21 protein-coding genes are annotated in these 24409 nt (G+C 63.9%); 7 read left to right on the top strand and 14 right to left on the bottom strand.

Annotation, left to right across the window (positions count from 1 at the left end):
• Window positions 1–83 precede the first annotated feature (83 nt).
• Window positions 84–1505, top strand: coding sequence for an amidase (locus C41B8_RS16970; protein WP_051883707.1), 1422 nt, complete (start codon window positions 84–86; stop codon window positions 1503–1505).
• Between the two features lie 509 nt (window positions 1506–2014).
• On the opposite strand, the gene C41B8_RS16965 is transcribed toward C41B8_RS16970, so the two are convergent.
• Both C41B8_RS16965 and C41B8_RS16960 read right to left on the bottom strand, forming a co-directional pair.
• Window positions 2015–2533 (bottom strand): YgjV family protein, encoded by a 519-nt coding sequence (locus C41B8_RS16965; protein ID WP_037340930.1) that lies wholly within the window; start codon window positions 2531–2533, stop codon window positions 2015–2017.
• An 85-nt stretch (window positions 2534–2618) separates the two neighbouring features.
• Window positions 2619–3239: a TetR/AcrR family transcriptional regulator gene (locus tag C41B8_RS16960; protein WP_037340927.1), complete on the bottom strand. Its 621-nt coding sequence runs from the start codon at window positions 3237–3239 to the stop codon at window positions 2619–2621.
• A 181-nt stretch (window positions 3240–3420) separates the two neighbouring features.
• Here C41B8_RS16960 and C41B8_RS16955 point away from each other — a divergent pair, with 181 nt between their 5' ends.
• Window positions 3421–4281: a carbon-nitrogen hydrolase family protein gene (locus tag C41B8_RS16955; RefSeq protein ID WP_084189165.1), complete on the top strand. Its 861-nt coding sequence runs from the start codon at window positions 3421–3423 to the stop codon at window positions 4279–4281.
• Between the two features lie 136 nt (window positions 4282–4417).
• Complete coding sequence (locus C41B8_RS16950; RefSeq protein WP_037340925.1) at window positions 4418–5749, top strand: APC family permease; 1332 nt, start codon at window positions 4418–4420, stop codon at window positions 5747–5749.
• A 127-nt stretch (window positions 5750–5876) separates the two neighbouring features.
• On the opposite strand, the gene C41B8_RS16945 is transcribed toward C41B8_RS16950, so the two are convergent.
• From C41B8_RS16945 to C41B8_RS16905, 9 genes are all read right to left on the bottom strand, one after another.
• Window positions 5877–6608, bottom strand: a complete 732-nt coding sequence (locus C41B8_RS16945; RefSeq protein ID WP_037340922.1) for an SDR family NAD(P)-dependent oxidoreductase — start codon at window positions 6606–6608, stop codon at window positions 5877–5879.
• Window positions 6609–6683: 75 nt separating this feature from the next.
• Window positions 6684–7022, bottom strand: coding sequence for a cytochrome o ubiquinol oxidase subunit IV (locus tag C41B8_RS16940; RefSeq protein ID WP_037340918.1), 339 nt, complete (start codon window positions 7020–7022; stop codon window positions 6684–6686).
• Entirely contained in the window at window positions 7019–7630 is a 612-nt protein-coding gene (locus C41B8_RS16935; RefSeq protein WP_051883706.1) for a cytochrome c oxidase subunit 3, read from the bottom strand. The genes C41B8_RS16940 and C41B8_RS16935 overlap by 4 nt, the downstream gene beginning before the upstream one ends.
• A 42-nt stretch (window positions 7631–7672) precedes the next feature.
• On the bottom strand, window positions 7673–9757 hold the full coding sequence (locus C41B8_RS16930) for a cbb3-type cytochrome c oxidase subunit I (protein WP_084189164.1): 2085 nt from the start codon (window positions 9755–9757) through the stop codon (window positions 7673–7675).
• 31 nt (window positions 9758–9788) lie between these two features.
• Window positions 9789–10766: a ubiquinol oxidase subunit II gene (locus C41B8_RS16925; RefSeq protein WP_051883705.1), complete on the bottom strand. Its 978-nt coding sequence runs from the start codon at window positions 10764–10766 to the stop codon at window positions 9789–9791.
• A 238-nt stretch (window positions 10767–11004) separates the two neighbouring features.
• Window positions 11005–11946 (bottom strand): glycine betaine ABC transporter substrate-binding protein, encoded by a 942-nt coding sequence (locus C41B8_RS16920; protein ID WP_084189163.1) that lies wholly within the window; start codon window positions 11944–11946, stop codon window positions 11005–11007.
• Window positions 11947–12034: 88 nt separating this feature from the next.
• Window positions 12035–12892: a universal stress protein gene (locus tag C41B8_RS16915; RefSeq protein WP_037340913.1), complete on the bottom strand. Its 858-nt coding sequence runs from the start codon at window positions 12890–12892 to the stop codon at window positions 12035–12037.
• Between the two features lie 15 nt (window positions 12893–12907).
• On the bottom strand, window positions 12908–14395 hold the full coding sequence (locus C41B8_RS16910; RefSeq protein ID WP_037340911.1) for a SulP family inorganic anion transporter: 1488 nt from the start codon (window positions 14393–14395) through the stop codon (window positions 12908–12910).
• 180 nt (window positions 14396–14575) lie between these two features.
• Window positions 14576–14857, bottom strand: coding sequence for a DUF1127 domain-containing protein (locus tag C41B8_RS16905; protein ID WP_037340908.1), 282 nt, complete (start codon window positions 14855–14857; stop codon window positions 14576–14578).
• 173 nt (window positions 14858–15030) lie between these two features.
• On the opposite strand from C41B8_RS16905, the gene C41B8_RS16900 reads away from it, so the two are divergent.
• Window positions 15031–15912 (top strand): LysR family transcriptional regulator, encoded by an 882-nt coding sequence (locus C41B8_RS16900; protein ID WP_037340905.1) that lies wholly within the window; start codon window positions 15031–15033, stop codon window positions 15910–15912.
• Here the strand turns inward: C41B8_RS16900 and C41B8_RS16895 are convergent.
• Window positions 15900–16166, bottom strand: coding sequence for a DksA/TraR family C4-type zinc finger protein (locus C41B8_RS16895; protein ID WP_037340940.1), 267 nt, complete (start codon window positions 16164–16166; stop codon window positions 15900–15902). The genes C41B8_RS16900 and C41B8_RS16895 overlap by 13 nt on opposite strands.
• Window positions 16167–16273: 107 nt before the next feature.
• On the opposite strand from C41B8_RS16895, the gene C41B8_RS16890 reads away from it, so the two are divergent.
• Window positions 16274–17446 (top strand): hypothetical protein, encoded by a 1173-nt coding sequence (locus C41B8_RS16890; RefSeq protein WP_037340938.1) that lies wholly within the window; start codon window positions 16274–16276, stop codon window positions 17444–17446.
• A 3-nt stretch (window positions 17447–17449) separates the two neighbouring features.
• Window positions 17450–18280, top strand: coding sequence for a mechanosensitive ion channel family protein (locus tag C41B8_RS16885; RefSeq protein ID WP_037340903.1), 831 nt, complete (start codon window positions 17450–17452; stop codon window positions 18278–18280).
• Between the two features lie 174 nt (window positions 18281–18454).
• Here C41B8_RS16885 and C41B8_RS16880 read toward each other — a convergent pair whose 3' ends face one another.
• Window positions 18455–18934, bottom strand: coding sequence for a hypothetical protein (locus C41B8_RS16880; protein WP_037340901.1), 480 nt, complete (start codon window positions 18932–18934; stop codon window positions 18455–18457).
• 178 nt (window positions 18935–19112) lie between these two features.
• Window positions 19113–22682: a S41 family peptidase gene (locus tag C41B8_RS16875; RefSeq protein WP_037340899.1), complete on the bottom strand. Its 3570-nt coding sequence runs from the start codon at window positions 22680–22682 to the stop codon at window positions 19113–19115.
• Between the two features lie 265 nt (window positions 22683–22947).
• Here C41B8_RS16875 and C41B8_RS16870 point away from each other — a divergent pair, with 265 nt between their 5' ends.
• Window positions 22948–23958: a DNA topoisomerase IB gene (locus C41B8_RS16870; protein WP_198025265.1), complete on the top strand. Its 1011-nt coding sequence runs from the start codon at window positions 22948–22950 to the stop codon at window positions 23956–23958.
• Window positions 23959–24409: the final 451 nt, after the last annotated feature.

Here is a 24409-nt window from a genome sequence, read left to right as displayed (position 1 = left end):
GCAGCCTACCGATCAAGCGTGGTGCGCGATGCGCTCGCGTAATAGCTTCGCGATACAATATTTTTTTGCCCATCCACTGCGCCATGACCGCTCCCGACCCCGCCACCGTGTCGATCGACACCCTGCTCGACGAGCTCGCCGCCGGGCGCCAGCACGCCGCGACCCTGGTTGAACACGCCATCGCCCGTATCGAAGCGCTCGATTCGCGCGGGCCGGCGCTGAACGCGATCACCCATCTCGCGGCCGACGAGGCACGCGCTGCTGCGGCGGCTAGCGACCGCCGGCGCGCGAACGGCGAAGCCATCGGGCTGCTCGAGGGCATTCCGGTGCTGGTTAAGGACAATATGGATGTCGCCGGCTGGCCGACCACCGCCGGCTCCGCCGCGCTCGTGGGGCGCGTTGCCCAGCGCGATGCCCCGATCGTTGCCCGCTTGCGCCGGGCCGGCGCCATCGTGCTGGGCAAGACCGCGATGCACGAACTCGCCGCCGGCATCACCGGTGCTTCCTCGCTGACCGGCTTCACGCGCAACGCCTATGCGCTGGATCATTCGCCGGGCGGCTCGAGCAGCGGCGCGGCCGTGGCGGTCGCCGCCGGCTATGTGCCGCTCGCGATCGGTAGCGACACTGCCGGCTCGGTGCGTATTCCGGCGGCTTTCCATCATCTGTACGGATTGCGGGCCTCGCGTGGCGCGATTCCCCTGGACGGCATCGTGCCGCTATCCCCCACGCAGGACATGCCGGGGCCGCTGACGCGCTTTGGCGCGGATATGGCACGCGCCTTCGCCGTTCTGGCCGATCGGCCGTACCAGCCCGTCGAAGCCAGCGCCCGCATGCGCATCGGCGTGCTCGATGCCTGGTTCGACCGCGACGACGACCACAGCGCCGACGTGGCGAGCGTGTGCATGGCGGCGGTGGAACGCCTGGCCTATCTGGGCGCCCAGGTCTTATCGATCGCGCTCGAGAACCTGCGCCGCGACACCGATGCCGCGAACGTGATCGCTTATGAGTTCGCCGAAGCGCTGGCCGCCGACCTGGCCGCGCATGCCGATAGCCTGGCCGGTAGCCCGGTGCGGTCGTTGCAGGACATCGTGGATCGCGGGCTCGAACACGAACAGCTGACGCCGGTGTTTTCCGAACGCGCCCGCCACCCCGGCACCGACAGCCCCGGTTATCAGCAGGCGCTGGCGGCGCGCGCGGCCCTCGCGGACCGGCTCAACGCCTGTTTCGAGGCGCAGTCATTGGATGTGATGGCGTACCCCACGGTGCGCCAGCCGCCGACATTGCTGGGCGGCACCCAAGATGGCAGCAACGCCTTGCTTGCACCGGTCACTGGCTTCCCGGCCATTAGCCTGCCGGCGGGCTTCGACCGTCAGGGCCGCCCGGTCGGGCTGGAACTGCTGGCCCGGCCCGGCGACGAGTCGCGGGTGTTCGCGCTGGCCCGCGCCTGGGACGATGCCCGCGAGGGCTGGACCCCGCCGGGTGGCCTGGTCGTGACCACGGATTGACCAAGTCGCTGTTTCGGGCCGTTCGAGCCCGCCGCGTCAGCGCGCGGGCCGACCGACCGACGATTTACTCACCGACTTATCCACAGATTGCGGGGATAACCCGGGCGGCCCAAAGCGCGTGCTCCAAACGGCCCGGATCGCGTCTAACATCCCGCACCCGCGGCGCTTTCGGCTCATCCCACCTCGCCGAGCAGGGCCATGTAGAACACGGCAAACAGGACCAGCAAGAACATCGCGAATAACAACCGCAGCATGGCCTACCTCCTCATCGCCCGTATATCAAGGCCTGGCGGCATATCGGGCGCCGCCGCGCCGGCCCGCCGCGAGCAATGCGCGCCGCTCGCCGTTGCTTCAGGTATAGCGCTGACGGCCAACGTACGCGATGCGGCTTTCCGCTATCGGACGTCTGGTTAATATTCGATCATTCCGGCCAAACCGCGGATCGTCGGCGCGTCGCGCGAATCTACCCACGGGTTTATCCACAGCTACTGTGAACGGATTGGGGCGGACTAGACGGTTGCTCGGTCCCGATACAAGCGAGCGATGGTGACCAGATTCGTGACCAGAATGAGCGCTTCCGCAAGCGTCCCACCAAACGACTCGACCAATAGATTGCTGATGACCCAGCAGAACGCGGCCGCTGCGAGCAGCCAGCGCATGCCGATGCCCGTGAGCATGAACATGCCGTAGGTACCGATCAGGCCGGCGGCCAAGGCCCAGATATCGCGCGGACCGGTCCAGGTCGGGATCGAAACCAGGCAGGTTGCGACCAGAATGGCCAGCATCACGCTCGCCCGACCCTTGTAGCGACGCACCAGATGAATCCGAAGCACGATAAGCGCCGCGATGGCCGCGGCCACCCAGCTACGAAACATCACGAACTGAAACGAAAACGCGACGTTGGCGAATAGCAACAGCACGAACAACCGATCGTCGCGCTTGCTGGCAAAACCCAGCACGCAGAGCGCGAGCGCGATCAGCCCGAACAACTGGCCGGCAGCCCAGCGAAGCGTCTCGAAATCGGTCATCGGAAAGCGGCGGCCGGATGTTTACAGCGGCCCGCCAATCTGCTTGAAGCGGGCCGGGCAATCAAGCATGTCGGCACCGGGCCCGCTATTGCGGCGCGATGCCGAATGCCTTCGCGTCGACGCCCGCCATCACCGATGCCTGGGTGAACAGGGCCCGTTCGGCGTCATCGGCCGTCATGCCCCCGATGAGCACCTGAACGCCGTAGCCATCTTCGAGCGCGACGAAACCGCGGCCGAGCGAGTCGGCCGACGCGGCGAGCTGAAATACGCCCCGGGCCGCGCCATTGTCCAGTACATCGCGATACAACACGGCCTGTCGCTCGACGAACGTTCGGTAATGCATCGCGGCCTGCTCGTTGCGAAGCACGACCGGCATGAGTTCATACAGCACGCGACTGGCCTGCTCGGTCTGGCCGGGCCGCGGCACGCCGGAGCGAATACAGGCCGCCAGCTGGGCGACCGGGTCGCGCTCGGCGGCCACTCGCGCCTCGCGCCGCGTGCAGTATTCCTGATGCCCGTGTTCGAACACGGCCGAGAATAGCTCGCGCACGTCCGGATAGTAGTAGAGCACCGAGGCCGGCGTGAGCCCCGCTTCGTCGGCGATATCCGCCAGCCGGGCGTGGGTGACACCGTGCTGGATGACCGCTTCGGTGGCGGCATCGATCAATTGCCGGCGGCGTTCGCCTTGGTTTCGTGGACGGGCCATGGGTGTTGTGCGTCAGCGCTTCGAATCGGGAGTGCGTCAGGCGCCGAGCATACCGGACCACCCCGTGCGATAGCCCGCGTGGAGCCCGCGAGCCGATGAATCCTCCGGGCCCCGCCCTTGTTTGACGCCGTCATTTTAATTAACTAAATTTTATTTAATTAATTTCCAAGCCGCATCATTCATGAGCCGTCCGCTTCCTATCGCCCTGGTTCAATACGCCGCCCCGCGCGATCGCGTACTCGAGACATTCAGCGAACGACTGCGTGCCCTGCGGCAGGTCTATAGCCAAACCCGCTTGTTTCTGTATCCCGAGCATCATTTGTCGCCTGTCGAGAACTTCGCCAGCGAAGCCGAGGCCGCCGAGGCCTGTGCGGAGCCGCTCGACGGCCCACGCGATGCCGCCCTCGCCTCGCTGGCGGCCGAACTCGACATCTGGCTGGTGCCGGGCAGCTTTTTCGAGCGGGGTGACGACGGGCGCATCTACAACACGATGGCGGTCTATTCGCCGCAGGGCGAGCGCGTCGCCGCCTATCGCAAGATCTTCCCGTGGCGGCCGTACGAAACCCTGGCCGCCGGGTCGGAATTCAAGGTCTTCAATATGCCGGGTGTCGGGCGCATCGGCCTGTCGATATGCTACGACGCCTGGTTCCCGGAAAGCGCGCGCCATTTGGCGTGGATGGGCGCCGAGCTGATTCTGAACGTGGTCAAGACGCCGACCGGCGATCGCGCCCAGGAAACCGTGCTGGCCCGCGCCAATGCGATTGCCAACCAGGTTTTCGTGGCGAGCGTGAATGCCGCCGCACCGGATGGCATCGGACGCAGTCTGCTGGTGGATCCGCAGGGCACGGTGCGCCAGAGCACCGAAGACACCGGCGAACTCGTGCTGGGCGACGTGATCGATCTGGATGAAGTCGCGAACGTACAGCGCTACGGCACGGCCGGTGTCACGCGCCCCTGGGGGCAATTCGACCACGTCGACACCGTACTCGAGCTGCCGCTGTACGGCGGCACGCTCGACCCGGCGCGCTGGCGCCGCGACTGAACACCGGCCGGGCTGCCGTCGATGGGCAACTCGATACTCCGCTCGAGGGCGACCCGTGCGGGATATCGGTTGACGGCAGCGCGGCCGATTTCGCACCGGCTCGAACGAGCCCAACGCAGGCCCAAGGGGGAACCGCATGAGTAACGATTCGACCACGCTCGCCACCCGTCTTTCACTAACCTCGGTGGTGCTGTTCGGGCTGGCCTATATGGCACCCGCCATTGTCATGCTGATGTTCGGCGTGATCGCCTCGACCAGTCACGGCACGGCCTCGACGGCCTACCTCGTCGCTACGCTGGCCATGCTGTTCACGGCATTGAGCTACGGCAAGATGGCGCGTATTTCGCCGGTCTCCGGTTCGGCCTACAGCTATGCACGCAACATGCTCGGCGGGCATATCGGGTTTCTCGTCGGCTGGGCGATTCTGCTGGATTATTTCTTTTTGCCGATGGTGGCCTGGCTGATCCAGTCGCTGTATCTGAACGCCCAGTTCCCGGGTATCCCGATCTGGGGCTGGCTGCTGGTCAACATCGGGCTCACCACGCTCATCAACGGGCTCGGCATCGTGCTGGCGGACTGGGTCAATCGCGGACTGATGCTGCTGACGGTGGCCGGTATCGCCGCGTTCGTTTTCATGTGCGTGCACTTTCTGGGCCACGCGCCGACCGCACCCGCGGTCGACTTCGCGCCGTTCTGGAACGAGCACTCCACGTTCGCCGCCGTGACCGCCGCGGCCGCGATCGCGGCCTACTCGTTTCTCGGCTTCGACGCCGTGACCACGCTCAGCGAAGAAACCGTCGACGCCGGGCGCACGGTGCCGCGCGCCATTGTGTTGATCGTGCTCATCGGCGGCGTGTTGTTCGTGACCGTGTCGTTCATCATGCAGCTGGTGCACCCGGGCAGCGTGTTCGACAACGAATCCACCGCCTCCTACGGCATGTCGGTACGCATCGGCGGCCAGGCGTTTGCCGATCTGATCAACAGCGCCGTGATCGTCGGCGGCTTTGCGTCCGGTCTGGCGATCCAGACCAGTACCAGCCGCCTGCTCTATGTCATGGGGCGCGATGGCGTGCTGCCGCGACGCTTCTTCGGTTATCTGCATCCGAAGTTCAAGACGCCGCTGTTCAACCTGATACTCGTAGGCGTCGCCTCGCTCGGCTCGCTGGGCCTGTCGCTGGATACGGCGACCTCGTTCATCAACTTCGGTGCGTTCCTGGCCTTCACGATGGTCAACGTCTGCGTGCTGGCCTATTACCTGCGGCAGCGCGCGACGCAGCGATTGTCGGTGTTCGGTTATGCGGTGCTGCCGACGATCGGGGCGCTGGTGGATATCGGCCTGCTCACCCAGCTGAACTGGACCGCCATCGGCCTGGGCCTGGCCTGGCTGACGCTCGGCATCGCGTATCTGGCCGCGCTCACCGGCGGTTTCCGTCGCCAGCCGCCCGAAACCGATCTCGCGGTGGCCTGATGCTGGCGACATCGCCGGCTCGCCTCGGCGTGTCGGCCGATGCCAAATAGAAGCAGGCCATGGCGGCCTGCTTCGAGCGCTCATTTATCCGACTGGAACCGGCCGCCACACGCCGCGCTCCGTCGCCTCAGCTCATATACATGCCGCCATCGATATTCACGGTCTGGCCGTTCATGTAAGCGTTGCGGGCCAGATGGACGACCATGTCCGAGATTTCGTCGACGCGGCCGAAGCGTTTCACCGGAATCAGGTCCGGCGTGATGTTGTCGTTGCCGGCGATCATGTCGGTTTCGATCAGCGCCGGGGCGATGGCATTCGACGTGACGCCCTCGGTGGCCAGCATACGGGCATAGCTGCGCATCAGGCCGAGCTGGCCCGCCTTGCTGGCGGCATAGTGCGGGCCGATGACGCCGCCGATATGAGCGGCCACGGACGACATCATGATCAGCCGGCCCCAACCGCGCTCGCGCATGCCGGGCACGACCCGCTGGGAGAGCACGAAGCAGGACGTGAGATTGATCTGCAGCGTCTCGTTCCAGCGCGCCACGTCGATCTCGTCCAGCGGATAGATCGGGTTGATGCCGGCATTGTTGACCAGAATCTCGACCGGGCCGAGTTCGGATTCGACCGTATCCACCATCGCGTTCAACGCGTCGTGGTCGGCCATGTCGGCCTGCACGGCGATGGCCGTGCCACCGGTTTTTTCGATCTCGGCGACGGCGGCCCGGGCCTCGTCCGCCGATCGGTTATAGCCCAGCGCCACACGGCAACCAGCCTGTGCCAGCGCGATCGCCGCGCCCCGCCCGATGCCGCGCGACGCGCCGGTCACCAACGCGACGCGATTCTGAATATCGTCCATGTTGCAATCCGCAAGTTCGAAGTCGATGCGGTTACGCTGCGCGAACCCGATCGGGCGGTCAATTAACGGCCGTCGTCAGTGCGGCATGACCCGTAGCTGCAGGGTGTAGAACATCCAGATCGTGAGCACGATCATGAGGATGAGGATCGGCAGCGTGAATACGGTGGCCGCGGTCTTCCAGCGATGCCCCGGGTTCAGGTTGAGCCCGAGAAAGAGAAACATCTGCAGCAGGATCAGCGCGAAGGCGATGCCGCACAGCGCGCCGAACATCACCGGGCGCGGCAGCGCGTGCGTATACACCAGCCCGAACGCCAGCCCGCTCAACAGAATCGAGAGGACATAGCCCACGGTATAGGCCGCGACGCTGCCGAGCTGAACCTCGACGTGATCGAGCGTGTTCTCGGTTTGACTCATCCCACGGCTCCCAGCAGATAGACGAACACGAACACGCAGACCCAGATCACGGACTGGAACATCCAGAATATCTTGAGATTGAGCAAGCGCGATACGACCGGCTCGGTCAGGCCCTTGAAGGCGACCTGGACCATCATCAGCAGCATCCACAGGATGCCGACGAAGATATGCAGCGCATGCAGGCCAAGCAGTACGAAGTAGATCGACAGATAACCACTGCGCTGCGGCGACTCGCCCTTACCGAGCGCGTGCGCGAAGTCATAGGACTCGAAGCCGACGAATCCGAGCGCCACGATCGCGGCCAGCCCCATGAACGCGATCAGCATCGCGCGCTCGCCGACCGCCATCGAACGCATGCCGAGCCCCAGCAGCCAGACACTGGAAAACAACAGTACCGAATCGATGAAGCCGTGCAGCGGTTCCACCACCTGTTGCGACGTCGGGCCGCCGGCATAGTGCGTATGCAGCACCGAAAACGCCGCGAACAACGCCGCATAGATAATCACGTCGCTGAGCATGTACAACCAGAACCCGAAGGTGCGGTTGCCGATCAGATCCGGTGTGCGTTCCTCGAACAGACGGGGTGTGGCGGTCTGATCAAACGCCATGACGCACCTCCAGCTCGAATGACGGACGCGGGCGAAAGCCGCTCATAGATACACTCCTCTGCCGGCCTGCTCGATCGGACGAAGATCCGGCGAGTGGGCATCGCGATGGCGGAAGAACTGTTGCTCGTGTTTTTCCACGTCGGCGGCCGGGACCGTGTACTCGGTATCGTCGATGAAGCTGCGCAGCACCAACAGGGCGACGATACCGGCGAAGCTCACTGCCCCGAGCCACCAGATCCGCCACACCATGGCAAAACCGAACACGAACGTCGCCCCGGCCATGAGAAACGGGATGGCGGTGTTCTTGGGCATCTCGATATCGACGTAGCGCTCGGGCTTGGCGCGGACATGGCCTTCGGCCCGCCGCCACGCCCATTCATCGCGCTGGTGGATATAGGGCGTGACCGCGAAGTTGTAGAACGGCACCGGCGAATGGGCCACCCATTCCACACTGCGCTCACCGCTCCAGACTTCGCCGTCGCCGATCAGATGCACGCCCTTCGCCCGGTCGCGGATGCTCATGTAGAACTGCTTGAACTGGTAGAACGCCGCCACGCAGAACATGAACATGCCGGCTTCCTGGACATACAGGAACGGCTGCAGCTCGGGCCGGGAGATATAACTCAGCCGCCGCGTCATGCCCATCAGGCCGAGGCCGTACATGGGAATGAACACCAATGCCGCGGCGACTACCCAGGACCAGAACACCTTCTTGCCGATGGTCGGATCAAGCTTGAAGCCGAACACCTTGGGAAACCAGTAGGTGATGGCCGCGAACTCGGCGAACACGGTCACCATGACCATGTTGTGGAAGTGGGCGATGACGAACACGCTGTTATGCATTTCGTAGTCGGCCGGCACCATCGCCAGGATCACGCCCGACAGCCCGCCGATCGGCAGCAGGAACAGTGTGCCGGTCGCCCACAGCATCGGCGGATCGAAGTGCAGCCGGCCGCGACACATGGTGAAGATCCAGTTGAACAGCTTCACCCCGGTCGGAATGCCGACCAGCATGGTCGCGATGCCGAAATAGGTATTCACGCCCGGCCCCTGCCCCATCACGAAGAAGTGATGCAGCCATACGCTCCAGGACACGCCGGCAATCGCGAACGTCGCCAGCACCATGGTGGTGAAGCCGAACAGCTGTTTATGCGAGAAGTTGGCGATCACCTCCGACACGACGCCGAACGGCAGCAAAATGAGGAAATACACCTCCGGATGACCCCACATCCAGAACAGGTTCTTGTAGAGCATCAGATCGCCGCCGAGTCCGGCGGTGAAGAAATGCGTGCCGACGTAGCGATCGAGCGTGAGCAGGCTGACGACCACGGTCAGGATCGGGAACGCCGTGATGCCGATCGTGCTCATGGACAACGACGTCCACGAGAAGATCGGCAGCTTGCCCCAGGTCATGCCCGGCGCCCGCATCTTCACGATGGTGGCCACGATGTTGATGGACCCGATGGTCGTACCGATACCGCTGATCTGTAACGCCCATAACCAGTAGTCGACGCCCACGCCCGGGCTGTAGGCCAGCTCCGATAACGGCGTGAGCCCGACCCAGCCAGCATGCGAGAACTCGCCGAGAAACAACGACAGCATCACGAGTGCAGCGCCGACCGCGGTGAGATACAGGCCGATCGAGTTGAGAAACGGGTAAGCCATGTCGCGCGCGCCGACCTGCAGCGGCACGATGATATTCATCATGCCGATGAGCATCGGCGTGACCGCGAACAGGATCATGATCGTACCGTGGCTGCCGTAGACCTGATCGAAGTGGAACGGCGGCAGATAGCCGTGGCTGGCATCCAGGAAACCGGCCGTGTGCGGCCCCGCGGCCATGGCCTGCTGGGCCCGGATCATCACGGCGTCGACGAAGCCGCGGAACAGCATGATCGCGCCCATGATCATGTACATCAGCCCGATCTTCTTGTGATCGAGCGACGTCACCCATTCGCGCCAGAGATAGCCCCACCAGCCGAGGCGGGTGATACCGGCCACGATGGCCAGCCCGACCGAGCAGGCGAACACGAAGGCGCCCACGATGATCGGGTTGTCGTAGGGCACCCATTGCATCGACAAACGGCCGAGCCAGAAACTGTAGTGGCCCTGGAGCGGAACTAGCATCGATCACAACCTCGTCGCAGTTCAAACACGCTCATTTCATCTTCTTCCCGGCAAACAGATGGGTGGGATAGACCTTGCCGTTCCGCACTTCGTTAGTGACGTAGTCGAACAGGCCCGGCGCCACGCTGGAGAAATACAGCCGCTTGCCCTGGGTATCGATGGTCGGCTGCACGAGCTTTTCATAGCGCGCATGGGTCAGGTGATCCGGCGACGCCTGAACCCGGGCGACCCAGCGCTGGAAGGCGGCCGGTTTGACCACGTGGGTCTTGAAGCGCATCCACGAGAACCCGGCCCCGCTCTGCGCCGCCGAAAACCCGGTGTAGGTACCGCGCTTGTCGGCCTGCAGCAGTTGCTGGGTATGCATGCCGGGCATGACATAAATCTGACCGGCCAGCCGCGGGATGAAGAAGGAATTGGTGACCGTCGCCGAGGTCAGATGGAACCGCACCGGGCGGTTCACCGGCAGCGTCAGCGTATGCACGGTGGCGATATGCTGTTTCGGATAGACGAACAGCCAGCGCCAGTCCAGCGCGATAACGTCGATGGTCAGCGCCGGCTGACTGGACGCACCCGCCTGGTCCTCGATCGCGCCCGGATGATACGGATCGGCGGCCTGGGTGCCGGTATAAACGAAATAACCGAGCACGCCCACGGCGATGAGCGGAATGCCCCACATGCCGATCTCGAGCGCGATCGAGCGCGACCAGGTCGGCGCATAGCCGGCCTTGGTATTACTCGCGCGATAACGGCGCAGAAAGATGACGGTCAGTATGATCGTCGGGATGACGATCACGGCCATGATGATGGCGTCGACGATCAGGGTGTAGCGTTCGGAGCGTGCGACCGGGCCGGCTGGGTCCAGCGTCCAAAACAACGAATCCGCCCAGCTCGGCAGGCTGAACAGCGCTAGCGAGAAGATCGCTACCAGGCGAGACAGGAGGCCGGCACCGGCTTTTCGCGGCCTCGAGTGGGAAACCGCCGCATCGGGCGTGGCTGTCGGACTCCTCATCCAAACCCTCTTCGCTTGATTCCAGGCGACGTCGGCTATGCTCCGCTTCAGCGAAAGCGGTGCATGCAACGCCGCGAATTCAGGCTACTGTAAGGGGGATAGGTGTTGCCCTTGCATCGGTTTTTGTCCGATCCGGGTTTATCCGGAGGCCATCATGAGACACGGGCCGAGCCCGCGACATCCATGAAAAGAGCCCGCCGGGAAGCGGCGGGCTCTTACGTGCGAAGCAGCGGTAAATCTAGCCGCCGTAGGCCTTGTGATAAGCCGCGACGGCCGACTTGCCGTCGACGGTCTTCACGCCCGCCAGCCATTTTTCGACCGTCTTGGGATGCGACGCCAGCCACTTGTGGGCCACATCCGACATGTCGCCCTTCTTGTAGCTGTAATCATAGATCCAGCGGCTCTGGGTCTTGGCATTTACATGAATATGGTCGAGCAGCGTCTTGACGTTGTCATCGTCGAGCTTGGCCGAAACCAGCGTCAGCACCTGGCTCTTGATACCGGCGATCGGGCTACCCTTTTTGTCTTTCAGATAATGGATGTCGAACTTGATGTTCATCCAGTGCGGCCGCCAGCCCAGAAACACCATCGGCTGCTTCTTGGGCGACGAATGCTTGAGCTGGGCGAGCATGGCCGCCGTGCTGCTGGGCACCATCTTGTAGCTGCCCAAACCTTCATAGTTGTCCTTGACGGCCTTGGAGATCGCCTGATCCATGGCGCTGCCGGCTTCGATGCCGTAGATCTTATGGTCGAACATCTTGGGATGGGCGGCCAGATCCTGGATCGAGTGGATGCCCTTGTTCCAAACATAATCCGGTACGGCCAGCCCTTCGATGGCACCCGACAGATTGGAGCCGAGCTTGATCACCTGTTTCTTCTTGACCAACGGGCCGAGCATGTCTTTCTGGGCTGGCAGCCACGCGCCCATGAACACATCGGTGTTGCCGTCGGTCAGCCCGCGATAGATGAACGGCAATCCGATGTTCTTGGTCTGGGTCTGATAGCCCAGCGTTTCCAGCAGCTGCTCGGCGATCTGAGTCTTGACCGATACCCCGGGCCACGGCGGCACGCCGAAGCTGATGGTCGGCGCGGACGCCGCCTGCGCGAGTGTCGTGCCGGCCAGGATCAGGCCCGCCGCCATAGCCGCGCGTTGCAGCCAGCTCGATTTTGTCTTGGTCATTCAAGTCCCCCGGGCGCCGCCAGGCGCCTCTTCTGATATGAACGTCGCCGAGGGCCATGCAATGTGCATGCCCGGCGCCCGGGCCGGACTAGCGAACGATCAACAACGGCACCTCAGCGCGTCGAATCATATCAGTGGTCGTGCTACCGACCAGCAGCTGGCGAATTCGGGTGTGGCCATAGGCCCCCATCACCATCAGATCGAGCCCGTGCTGGCGCTGGTAGTCGTGCAGCGCCGGCTCGACGTCGCCCTCGAGCACCGCCGTGGTCAACGTCGCCCCGGCGGCGCGCAGGGTTTCGGCCGCGGCATCGATCTGGCGGCGGCGCTCATCGTTGGGCTGGCCGACATAGACCAGATGGACCTCGACTTCGCTCAGCAAGGGCGTGGCCACTGCGCGCTCAATCACACGCTGGCCGGTCTTGCTGCCGTCGAACGCGATCAGCACGCGCTGGGGCGGCGTGAAACTCTGGTTGGTGACCAGGATCGGGCACGACACACCGCGGATCACCCGCTCCAGATTGGAACCGAGATGATCGTCGTCGCCGGCCGACTCGCCACGCTTGCCGATGGCGAGCAGGCGGATTTCGTCGTCCATGCTGTGCAGCGCATCGACCAGCTCGCCGTTGCGTTGGCGCGTGGTGGGGTCGGGTCGCCCGGCCTGCTCGGCGCGCTGGCGCGCGGTATCGAGGAAGTCGCGGCCGCGCTCACGCGCCAGGCGTGCCCGCTGGCCATCGAGCTCGGCCAGTTCGGTGAGCAGGTGCTCCCGTGTGCCAAGCCCGATCTGGCCCGAATAATCGGCCGCCGCCGCATGCTTGCGTCGGCTGATCACGTTAACGAAGGTCAGCGGCGCGTCGAGCTTGCCCGCGGCCCAGATGGCGGCATCGCAGGCCGCGGCCGCGTAGGCCGAGCCATCGACGCAGGCCACGATCGTTCTTTCGTCGGTCATGCTCTCCCCTTTTTATCAGTGCTGCTCGAGCAGCTTCTCGGCATCGGGCTTGTCGTGCACGGCCACCTTGTCCACCAGCGTCTTGCTGGCTTCGTTCATGCCCACGATATCGACGGTCGTGCCCTCACGACGCATCCGCAGCACGACTCGGTCCAACGCCTCGACGGCCGAAATATCCCAGAAATGAGCACGATGCACGTCGATAGTGACCGCCGGCAAGGCTTCGTCGAAATCGAAGGCATGACGGAACGGGTTCGCCGAGGCAAAGAACACCTGGCCGGTGATCTCGTAGACCCGGCGTTCGCCGTTGTCTTCGAGATGGCTGGTGATATGCAGCAGCCGGCCGACCTTGTTGGCAAAGAACAGCGCCGACAACAACACGCCGACGAACACACCGATCGCCAGATTGCTGGTGGCCACCACCACCGCGACGACGGTGATCATCACGATATTGGTGCTCATCGGGTGCTTGGGCAGATCGCGGATCGAATCCCAGGAAAAGGTACCGATCGAAACCATGATCATCACTGCGGCCAGTGCGGCCATCGGGATCTGACCCACCCAGTCGGACAGGAAGACCACCATGATCAGCAGCACGATGCCGGCCGTGAGCGTGGACAGCCGCGTGCGTCCGCCGGATTTCACGTTGATCACGGTCTGGCCGATCATGCCGCAACCGGCCATGCCGCCGATGAAGCCAGTGCAAATGTTGGAAATGCCCTGGCCGCGGCATTCCTGGTTTTTGTTGGAACCGCTATCGGTGAGATCGTCGACGATGGTCGCCGTCATCATCGATTCCATCAGCCCCACCACCGTCAACGTGAGCGCATACGGCGCGATGATGCTGAAGGTATGCCAGTTCCACGGAATATCCGGCCAGATCAGGCTCGGCAGGCTGCCGGGCAGCTGGCCCATGTCGCCGACCGTGTGGATATCGAAGTTGCCGTACATATAGATGCCGGTCATCACCAGAATCGCGATCAGCGGCGACGGGAAGATACGCCCGATCACCGGGATGTACGGGAACAGATAGATGATCGCCAGCGAGCCTGCGGCCATGGCGTATACGATCCACGACACGTTCGTCAGCTCGGGAATCTGGGCCCAGAAGATGAGGATCGCGAGCGCGTTCACAAAGCCCGTCACCACCGAGCGCGATACGAAGCGCATGTAATTGGCCAGCCGCAGCGAACCCGCAATGAACTGGAATATGCCGGTCAGGATCGTGGTGGCGAACAGATACTCCACGCCGTGTTGCGCCACCAGCGTCACCATGACCAGCGCCATGGAGCCGGTCGCGGCTGAAATCATCGCCGGCCGGCCGCCCACGAAGGCATTGACGGTACATATACAGAAGGAGGCATAGAGCCCGACTTTGGGATCCACGCCCGCGATGATGGAAAACGCCAGCGCTTCGGGAATCAGCGCCAGCGCCACGACAGTGCCCGACAGCAGGTCGGCGCGAACATTGGAGAACCAGTGTTCTCGGATCAGTTGCAGCATTATTTTTCCAAACACAAATAGCCGCGCCAGGTGCGGCGGGCCACGCGTTCGTTGTCGTTCGCGTGGCCCGCCGCACCCGACGCGGCGCAATATCGTCGATCGGGGATTCGGTTCGCGCTGGAAAGCGCGAGGCGCGGATATTAACAGAATGGGGACCGGTCTCACACCCGGCGCCCCGGCCTATTGTCTCCAGTCTTCCCCCTCCATCCGCGCGCGTTCGGTTCGCGCCGCGGACGCGAATGGCGATTCAGGATTCGTCTCGCCTTGCATCGCCGCTGCCAGCCGATGACAGGGGTCGCCGGCACGCCGCAACGCCTGGCGAATGCGTTCACGACACAAGCCGAGATCGGCCAGTTGCCGATCTTCCGCGTTCAGCAGCGTGCGCAACTGGCGTCGGCAGGCGCGGCGCTCGAACGCGCGGCGAATCCAGGCGATGAGCTGCAACGGCGGCATCGCCGGCATGTACAGATCGGGCCGCGAGGGCGACCTCAAGGCCGTGCGACGGGTACGAGAGTCATTATTCAGGCACATGGTTCCGCTCGATGGGTATGGCCCGATCGAGATTCGCGCGCATGCTTGATTCAATCCAGCGAAAAGAAATACATTAACCTTTCAATTATTCTTAATACTGCGCCATGACGATTGCCGCCCATCCGAGCCGGACGCTGGATACCGATGTGCTGCGCAGCTTCGTGGCCATTGCGGAAGCCGGCAGCTTCACCGCGGCCGCGCGCCAGGTGCATCGCACGCCGTCCGCATTAAGCATGCAGATCAAGGGGTTGGAGCAGACGTTAGCGCAGACGCTGTTCGTACGCGAGGCACGTCGGGTACGCGTAACCGAGCACGGCGAGATGCTGTTGTCCTATGCCCGCCGTCTACTCCAGCTCAATGCCGAAGCGGTATCGCATTTCCTGGCACCGGCCGTGGAAGGTCAGGTATCGCTCGGCCTGCCGGACGATCTCGGCCGTCGGGTGCTGCCACGGGCGCTCGGCCAGCTCGCCCGCGAATATCCGCAGGTCACGGTGAACGTGATTGCCGCGGGTAGCGCCGAGCTATCAACCCGGGTCGCCTCCGGCGATCTCGATCTGGCACTGATTGCGGCCGGCAGCGACGATACCGATGCGCACCCCGGCGACATCGTGGCCACCGAGCGTATGGTCTGGGCCGGGCTGCCGGATGGACGTGCCGCCTATCGCCAGCCGTTGCCCCTGGCACTGGCGAATCACGGTTGCGCCTGGCGTGCGAGCGCGCTCGCCGCGCTGGATGCCGCGGATATCGATTATCGAATCGCTTATTCGAGCCAAAGCGGGGCCGGCCAGAGCGCCGCGGCTCTTGCCGATCTGGCGGTAGCGGCCCTGCCCGCCGGGCTGGTCGACCCGCCGTTGGTCGCGTTACGCGAGCTGCCAGCGCTCGCCGCCACGCATGTCGCGCTCATCCAGCGTCCGGCCGCCGGCGAGGCGGCCGATAGGCTGGCGGGCTGCCTGCGAGCGGCGTTCGACCTCGATCAGCGCAGCTGACTGTCCTTGCTGCCGCGCCGATTGAACCCGCTCGCCTGTCCCGCTTCGTCGGCCTCGGCCTGACACGTCACGCACAATCGCACGCCCGGGATCAGCTCGCGGCGGCGTTCGGGGATCGGCTCCCCGCACTCTTCGCAGTGCGTGAGGCTCGCCCCGGCGTGTTCGAGCTCGCGCCGCGCCCGGGCCACGGCGTCGTTGACGGTATCGTCGATCTGTTCCTGTACGGCGCCTTCGCGCGCCCATCCGCTGGCCATCGCATCCTCCGACGCATCGGCATTTCTGTTCATAAATGGCATCGGCCGCCATCGTTTGCAAGCCGCCCGCTATACTCGGGTTTGGCAGCCAGCGCGAAGGACCCTTGATGACGGACGCCGACCGCCGCGAACAGAGCCCACGCTTCGGGCCCCTCGCCGACTACCGCGCCCCCGCCATGCCCACGCGCGATACGCTGCAGATTCTGGCCGCCCGGGCGCGCGAGCTGCTACGCCGCAAACCCGATGCGCCGTTAATCGACGATGCCCGTCTGCGCGCCTCGACTCTCGACATGCTCGACGAGGCCGCCGCACCGCCCGCCTGCGGCCCGCTGATCGACGAATTACAGACCACCCTTAAAGATTGGCTCGACGACGACCATCCATCGCAGCGGATGCAATGCATCGTGCTACCGCCGGGCGACGACAACCACGTGCTGGGCATGTGGGCCGAAACTTACGGCCATGCCGTACTGGAGGCGCCGGAACGCGAAGCACTCCCGGGCGCCGGGCCTGCAGCGCTGCCCGAGCTGGCGGGCGACCGCGTGCTCGTCATCCCGGCGCTCGAATCCTGGTTTGCTCGACAACGTGATGGGCTGTGGCTGGTCCGCGCCCTGCTCGACCGCCTGGCCGAACTCGATCGACGCGTGGTCGTCGGCTGCAACAGCTGGGCATGGCAATACCTGGTACGTGCGATCCGGGCCGACGCCGTACTGCCGGCACCGCTGATCTTCCAGCCGTTCGATGCCTTACGTCTGCACCGCTGGTTCAGCGCGATCTCAGCGTCCCAGGCCGAGCCGATCCAGTTTCTCGACGCCAGCTCGGGCGACGACATTCTTGCCCTCGACGACGACGGCCGGCCGCACGACCGCCTGTTCAGCCTGGCCGCGCGTAGCCACGGCATCCCGTGGATTGCATGGCGGCTTTGGCGGCGCAGCCTGCGCCGGCGCATACCCGACGACGAGGCGGACGAAGCGCCCGAGGTGGCCGACGACGATGCCCATACGCTTTGGGTGATCGCGCTGGACGAATTTTCGCTGCCCGGGCGTGGCAACGACGATGCGCTACTGGTATTGCATGCGCTGCTCATCCACGGCCCGCTGATGCCTCACCAACTCGCCGACGTGCTGCCTTTCACGGGCGCCGGCAACACGCTCAACAGCTTGCTTGCCGCCGGCATTCTGGAACACGACGCGCACGGCCGGCTGGTCTGTACGCCCGAAGCCTATCCCGCGATTCGCACCGGCCTGACCACGGCCGGCTTTCCCATCGCCGAGGTCTAACCCATGGCCGCAGCCAACGATAGCGGCAAACAGGCCGCCCAGCTGATTCACAATCTGCAGGACATCAACTTCGTCAAGATCGCGCTGATCGTGGCCGGCACCGCGGTCGCGATCTTCGTGATCCGGCGCGTGCTGCCATTTCTCGCCGAGCGCGGTCCGAACCAGCTGCGACTGTTCCTGCTCGGCGCGGTCCCGATTTTGCGCCTGGCGCTGTTGGTGATCGCGATCCTCTGGGTAATCCCGATCGTGTTCAACGTGACCTTCCAGAATTTTCTGGTGATCACGGGCGCGGCCAGCGTCGCGATCGGCTTCGCCTTCAAGGATTATGTCTCCAGCCTCATCGCCGGCATTGTCGCGATCTTCGAACGCCCCTACCGCCCTGGCGACTGGGTCCGGCTCGGCGGCGATTATGGCGAGGTCGTCTCGGTGGGGTTGCGGGCGGTACGCATCAATACCCCGGACGACAACATCGTGACCGCGCCCCACGACAAGCTCTGGACCTCCAACATCTCGAATGCCAACGACGGCTCGCGCACGCTCATGTGCGTGGCCGATTTTTATGTCGCCCCCGATCACGACGCCCAAAGAGTGCGTGCCGCGCTGCACGACGTGGCCTTGACCAGCGCGTATCTCGAATACGACAAACCGATCGTCGTGGTGTTATCCGAAACACCGTGGGGCACGCACTACAAGCTGCGCGCCTATCCGTTCGACATGCGCGACCAGTTCGTCTTCATCAGCGACCTGACGGTGCGCGGGAAGGCGGCGATCACCGACCTCGGCGCTCGGTCGGTCAGCGTGCCGGCCGGGGTCGCGGCGCCCGCTAACGCCTGACAACCGATACGCCGGCACGACTGGCTGGCCTGTTCATCGGCCAGACTTGTCGTGACGCGAGGCCCCTCCGAGCCCACCGAGCGCCCAAGTGGCCGCAGCATTCGGTCATCCCGAACACACAGTGGACCGAATGCTGCGGTCGAAACGGCCCCGGCCGGGGCGTTCCGAAGGGCCCTACATCTGGCCCGGCTTCTCGGACGAATCCGAGTCGGACGGCGACGGCTGCGGCGTCGATGAGCCCGAGTCGCCCGGCGGCTTCGACTGACCGTTGTCGGTACCCGAATTCGGCATCGAACCGCCATTCATGCCGCCCGGGCCTTTCATCATCCCGCCGGGGCCTTTCATCATGCCGCCGGGGCGATGCGACATGGACTTGGACAGCATATGAACGAGGGGTTGTGCCGCCTGGATACAGCCTTTGAGCGGCTCGTCGCCGCACTGGACACGCAGGCCCCGGCCATGGCCGAGCTGTAGATCAAACCCCTTGCCCTGCAACGCCGCGGGCCCGCCCGGGGGCGGCGGTCGGTGATGATGATGGCCAGCCGGCTTGGGCGGCATGTGGGTTGGGCCCGCATCGGATGAAGACGGCTGCGCGAGGGCGACACCGCCGCTCGCCAGCACGAGCCCGAATGCGACCAGACTTGTTTTCAGCATGGCAAATACTCCGCTGTATCGAGGCAAAAAACGGCGTCGAGAAACGGCGCCGGCCGTCTATCCTTAGCACGCGCATTCGCAAGCGAATAGCCAGTATTTACCACGAGAGCAGCGATCCCATCGGCGATTCATAACGCCCCGTCGCGGCGGATCGTTGTGCCGCGACGGGGCGCCCCGCTCAGTGACCGGCCTTGCTGTTATCCCACTCGCATACGCCGTCGCCAACCTGATCGCTGCCGCACGTCGGATAGTCCGGCTGCGGCGGGAAGGCGGGCATCCAGGCCGGCGCCTGCGGATAGGTCTTCGGCTTGGACTGGATCTTGTCCATGAGCATGTGCACGGCTTTTTCCAGTTGCGCATCGTGGCCGGCGTTGAGATCCTCCGGCTTGTCGTGAACGGTGACATCCGGGTTTACGCCAATGTTCTCGACGATCCACTTGCCGTTGTCGCCGTACATGCCGTCGTCGGACACCACGAGGCTGCCGCCGCCCAACAGATCGAACGCGCCGTCATAGCCGCGCACACCGGCCCAGGTCCGGCTACCGATGGTCGGGCCCAGGTGATCCTTCTTGAACATATAGGCGAAGATATCGCCGTCCGAAGCCGAGCCCCGGTTGATGAGCGCGGCCATATAGCCCATCGGGGCGTTCGGCGTCGGGCTGGTGGCCCGATAGCGGTTGGTGAACATGCCGTCGAGCTGACGATCGATCCGATCGAACAACATCGGATCGATGAAGCCGCCGAGGTTCCAGCGATCGTCGAAGATGATCGCCTTCTTGTTGCGCTGGCTGTAGTACTGGCGGATGAACTCTTTCATGCCCGTGGCTTCCATGTCCTCCAGATAGACATAGCCGATCTGGCCGTGCGACATCTGGTCGACGGTCTGACGGTTGTGCCGAATCCAGGCCAGCAGATGCAGCTTGTGGGCGTTGGCCACCGGGTCGACATGGATGATGTGGGCATTCTTGCCGCTCGCATCGTCCGCCACCTTGAGCGAGATCGTGCTGCCGTTGGTGCCTTGCAGCAGCTTGTACGGATTGGTAGGCGCCTTGAGCGACTGACCGTTGATCGCCAGCACGTAATCGCCGGTCTTGACCTTCAGCCCCGGCTGGTTAAGCGGCGCTTCGTACCCGGGCACCGTGTTGTCGCCCGTGTAGATCTTGCTGATCTTGTAGCGGCCGGACGCCTTGTCGAGTGCGAATTCGGCGCCCAGATCGGCGGTGGTGTTGGCCGGTGTCTTCCAGCCGTCGTCGCCATCGCGCACATACATATGGCTTTCGCCGGGCGAGCCCATGGCGTTGGCAATCAGCCAGTCGACGTCGCGGCGCGTGGCCGCCCGCGGCAGCAACTTGCGATAGCGATCGTCGATCGCCGGCCAGATCTTGTGGATCAGCTTCGGGTTGAGGAAGTAGTCGCGCACATCGCGCATGGCTTCGCCGTACGCCGTCGGCCATTCGGCTTCGGGCACGACCCAGCGCTTCACGCCGGATAGGTCGATCTTGTCGACCGCATCGTCACCCGGGTTCTTGGCGAATGATGCGGGGCGCGTGGTCCAGTCGCCCTTGTGCTGGTAGAACAGCGTGCTGCCGTCGGCCGAGAGGGCAACGTGCTGAACGTCGGTCTCCAAGGTTTGATCCTTGCGCTTATCCATATCGTAGGCGCGCAGTTCCGACTTCTCGCCGGACAGCGGACCCTCGATGGTCTGGCTCGGTTCGGTCGTGTAGTAAACGATGCCCTTGGCTTCGAATATGTTCGAGATATTGGCATCGGGCACCGGCAGGCGCACCGCACGATCCATCAGTCCCGCGACGTCGATATCGATCGGCTTGTGATCGATCTTGTGCTTGGCCTTCTTGTCGCTCTTACCGTTCTTGCCGCTTGTGTCGTTCTTGTCGTCTTTATCCCCATGATCCGACGAGGCGCTCTTGTCGGCGCTGCCCTGCTTCTGCGACGCATCGTCGCTGTCGTCGGAGTCGTCGCCGAGCCCTTCGGTCGCCGAGCGCACACGCGGGGCGATCGGCGACGGCGTGCCCTTCTTGAGCGTGGCCGCATACAGCCCGCTGCTCTTCAGCCCGGCCGTGATTTCGTCGAAATTCGAGAACGTCGGATTGACGATGCGCTGGGAGACAAAAAACAGATATTTGCCATCATCCGAAAACAACGGATCGGAATCGTTGTACTGGCCGTCGCCGAGCTGAGTCAGCTTGCCGTCGGCCACGTGATAAAGATAGATCGCCCGAATGTTCGGCACCGTCATGTTGCCCATCGGCTGCGGGGTCGCTTTCGAGAACGCCAGCCAGTCGCTGCCTGGCGACCAGTGGATATCGCTGAAGTTGCCGCGCGTCTCGCTCGGGTCGCGGGTGATCTTTGTCCGCTTGCCGGATTTCACATCGACCAACCAGAGCGTCTGATCGGCATCGACATAGGTCAGATGCTTGCTGTCCGGGCTCCAGGACAACGGCCCGTGAATGCTCAGCTTGTCCCCATCCGCAAGCGCACGGGGCTTACCGCTGCCGTCAGCCGGGCGGACATACACCGCCTGGTGGTCGCCCTTGGCGCCGATATAGGCGATCTGCTTACCGTCGGGCGACCAGGCCGGATCACGCTCATCGGCGGCCGGATTCTGAGTGAGCGTGGTGGCGCTGCCGTACTTGGCCGGCACGGTGAACAACGCGCCGCGCGATGAAAACACCGCCAGATGTCCGTTCGGCGCGATCGCGGATTCGTCGACATGGCCCGCGACGTCGGCCCAGTGCGGCATGGCCTTGACGCCGTTGAGCGGCACCCGGACATCGAGCTTGGTGAGCTGTTGCTGCTTCGTGTTGTAGACATACAGATCGCCCGCATCGGAGAACGCGATCTTGTCACCGCCCAGGGTCGGGAACTCGATATCGTAGGTCTTGAAGTGCGTCAGCTGTTTGAATTGTTTCGTTTTCTGCGAATAGGCCCATAGATTCTGGATATGGTTCGGGCCGCGATCGGAACTGAAGTAGATCGTGTCCCCCGACCACATCGGCCACACATCCGCGCCCTTCCAGTGCGTGATGCGATGGCTCTTGCCGCTTTTGAAATCAAAGGCCCAGATATCCTGCGCCTGGCCGCCGTAGTAATGCTTGCGATGGAACGGCCGGTACACGCGCGCCAGCTTGTTGTAGGCCACGGTATGGTCGTTGGGGCCGAACGACAGCGGCCCCGTCCACGGGATGGGCAGCTTCTTCGGCAGTCCGCCGGTGACCGGCACCGTATAGGCATGCATGACCTGCGGATTGAAGCTGTCGCGCCGCGACAGAAACACCACATTCTTGCCGTTGGGTGTCCAGCCGACGACGCGATTATCCTCGACCGGCTTGAGCTGGCCGTTGTCCCCGGGGTTGTTGATCGAGTGATACGTCAGCCGCCGCACCCGGCCGCCACTGGCAGGCACGATATAGACATCGGTATTGCCCTGATACCAGCCGGTGAAAGCCACCCATTTGCCGTCCGGCGAGAAGTGCGCGTCCTGGTCGAAACCGGGATCGTTGGTGAGCTGCGTGGCCGTCCCCCCGCGGGTCGAGGTTTTCCACAGATTGCCTCCGGCTTCGAATACGACCGTATTGCCATGCACGGTCGGATAGCGCATCAACGGCGGGGCGGCGCTGTCGCCACTTCCCTTGTCTGCGCTTGAGGTATCCGCCTGCGCCGCTGATGCCACGCCGACGGTTAAAGCCACCAGCGCGGCCACGCCACCCAGAGCTGTCTTCAAAGCCATGAAATCCCTCGCTTGTTATTCGAATCGCAAGCCGAAACCGCCCGAAACCACAAGGCACGGCGCCGATGCGTCCGGCCTTCGATAGCAAGAAACACACCATCGCCTGATGCGCGGGCAACGCGGCCCGGTCGGCCTCGGCCAGTCGCCTCGGTAGGCCTACGGACGCGCCGAATGCGTGCAGTATGCAATATCACTGCACGGCAACCGCGCACAATCGTGTGGCGTATCCGGTGTCGATAAGGCAACGCAAAAGCAAGGGATGGACATGAGCCAGGCGCGGATCGTCACGCGGCATCGATGCGGGCGCGGTTTTACTTATCGTTACGACAACGGTCGGACGCTGCGGGACAAGTCGGTGCGACGCTGGATCGAGTCGTTGGCGATCCCGCCGGCCTGGCGCCGGGTCGAAATCGATCTCGACACCACGGCGCGCGTGCACGCCTCCGGGCGTGACGATGCCGGGCGCAAGCAATACATCTACAACGAAGACTGGCGCGCCGAACGCGAGGCCGCCAAGTTCGATCGGCTACTGGATTTTGCCCGGCGCTTGTCGACCATGCGCCGTGCCACCGGACAACACCTCGCCCAGGAGGGCCACGGCCGCAACAAGGTATTGGCGGCCATGGTGAGGCTGATCGACACGGCTTACTTCCGCCCGGGCAACGAACGCTACGCCCAGGAGAACCAGTCGTACGGGCTCACGACCATGCGTTCGAAACACCTGAGCATCGACGGCAACACGCTGGTATTCGACTACCGCGGCAAGAGCGGCCAGGAACAGCATCGCGAGATCGAAGACAAACGGCTCGCCCGAGTGGTTGCCGAACTGGACGACCTGCCCGGCTACGAGATCTTCAAATACTACGATGACGACGGGCAGCGGGTGCACGTCGACTCGGCCGATCTCAACGACTATATTCACGAGATCATGGGCGAGGCGTTTTCGGCCAAGGATTTCCGCACCTGGGCCGGCACCTCGCTGGCCGCCCTCGCCCTCGACGAACTGGGCGTATCAAACGATCAAAAAGCCGGCCAGAAAAACATCGTCGAAGCCGTGAAACGAGTCGCGGAGCGACTCGGCAACACGCCGGCGATCGCACGCGCGAGCTATATCCACCCGCGCGTGATCGAAAGCTATCTCGATGGCCGTACCCTCAGCCACTTTCGGCAACTGGTCGAGGCCGAGCTCGAGGATGGCGACCTGACCGGGCCGGAAGAACGGGCAGTGCTGCGTTTACTCGAGGCCCGACTCGAAAATGCGGCGGCCAACGACTGATTTTGCCGGGTCGCCCGATTAGCGCACCGAGGTGCCGACGGCAACCGCAACAGACCGCCCCGCGCTGCGCTGTCAGCATCCGAGCGGCCGAGCCACCGCGATCGATGCCGCCGGCCGGGCCTTCACGATCGTCAGGCCCGGCATGATCGACGCCTAATTGGAGCTCCTGGATCCTGGAGAAGCGGGCTTGGCCGGACTTTCCGACATCGACATCCGGCTGTATCGCGGCGCCGGCCGCGCGACCCCGGCAGCCGACTCGCTGACCGGCCTGATCCTAGGTCAAACCTAGGGTCTGTTGAGGTTTCGTGCGAGTTCGCGCCAAGCGCTGTTTTGCGGCAAGACGAGGCGTAGCGAACGTGGCGTAGTCGTTCTACGCGGCGCTCGCACCAAACCTCAACAGACCCTAGGTGTGTAAACCCACCACATTGTTCACGTTGAGCCGCAGTCGGCT

Source organism: Salinisphaera hydrothermalis C41B8, assembly GCF_000732535.1.
In the GTDB taxonomy this organism is placed as follows: domain Bacteria; phylum Pseudomonadota; class Gammaproteobacteria; order Nevskiales; family Salinisphaeraceae; genus Salinisphaera; species Salinisphaera hydrothermalis.
The sequence above is the reverse complement of the archived record's forward strand: the minus strand, read 5'-3'. Positions and strand labels throughout refer to the sequence as shown.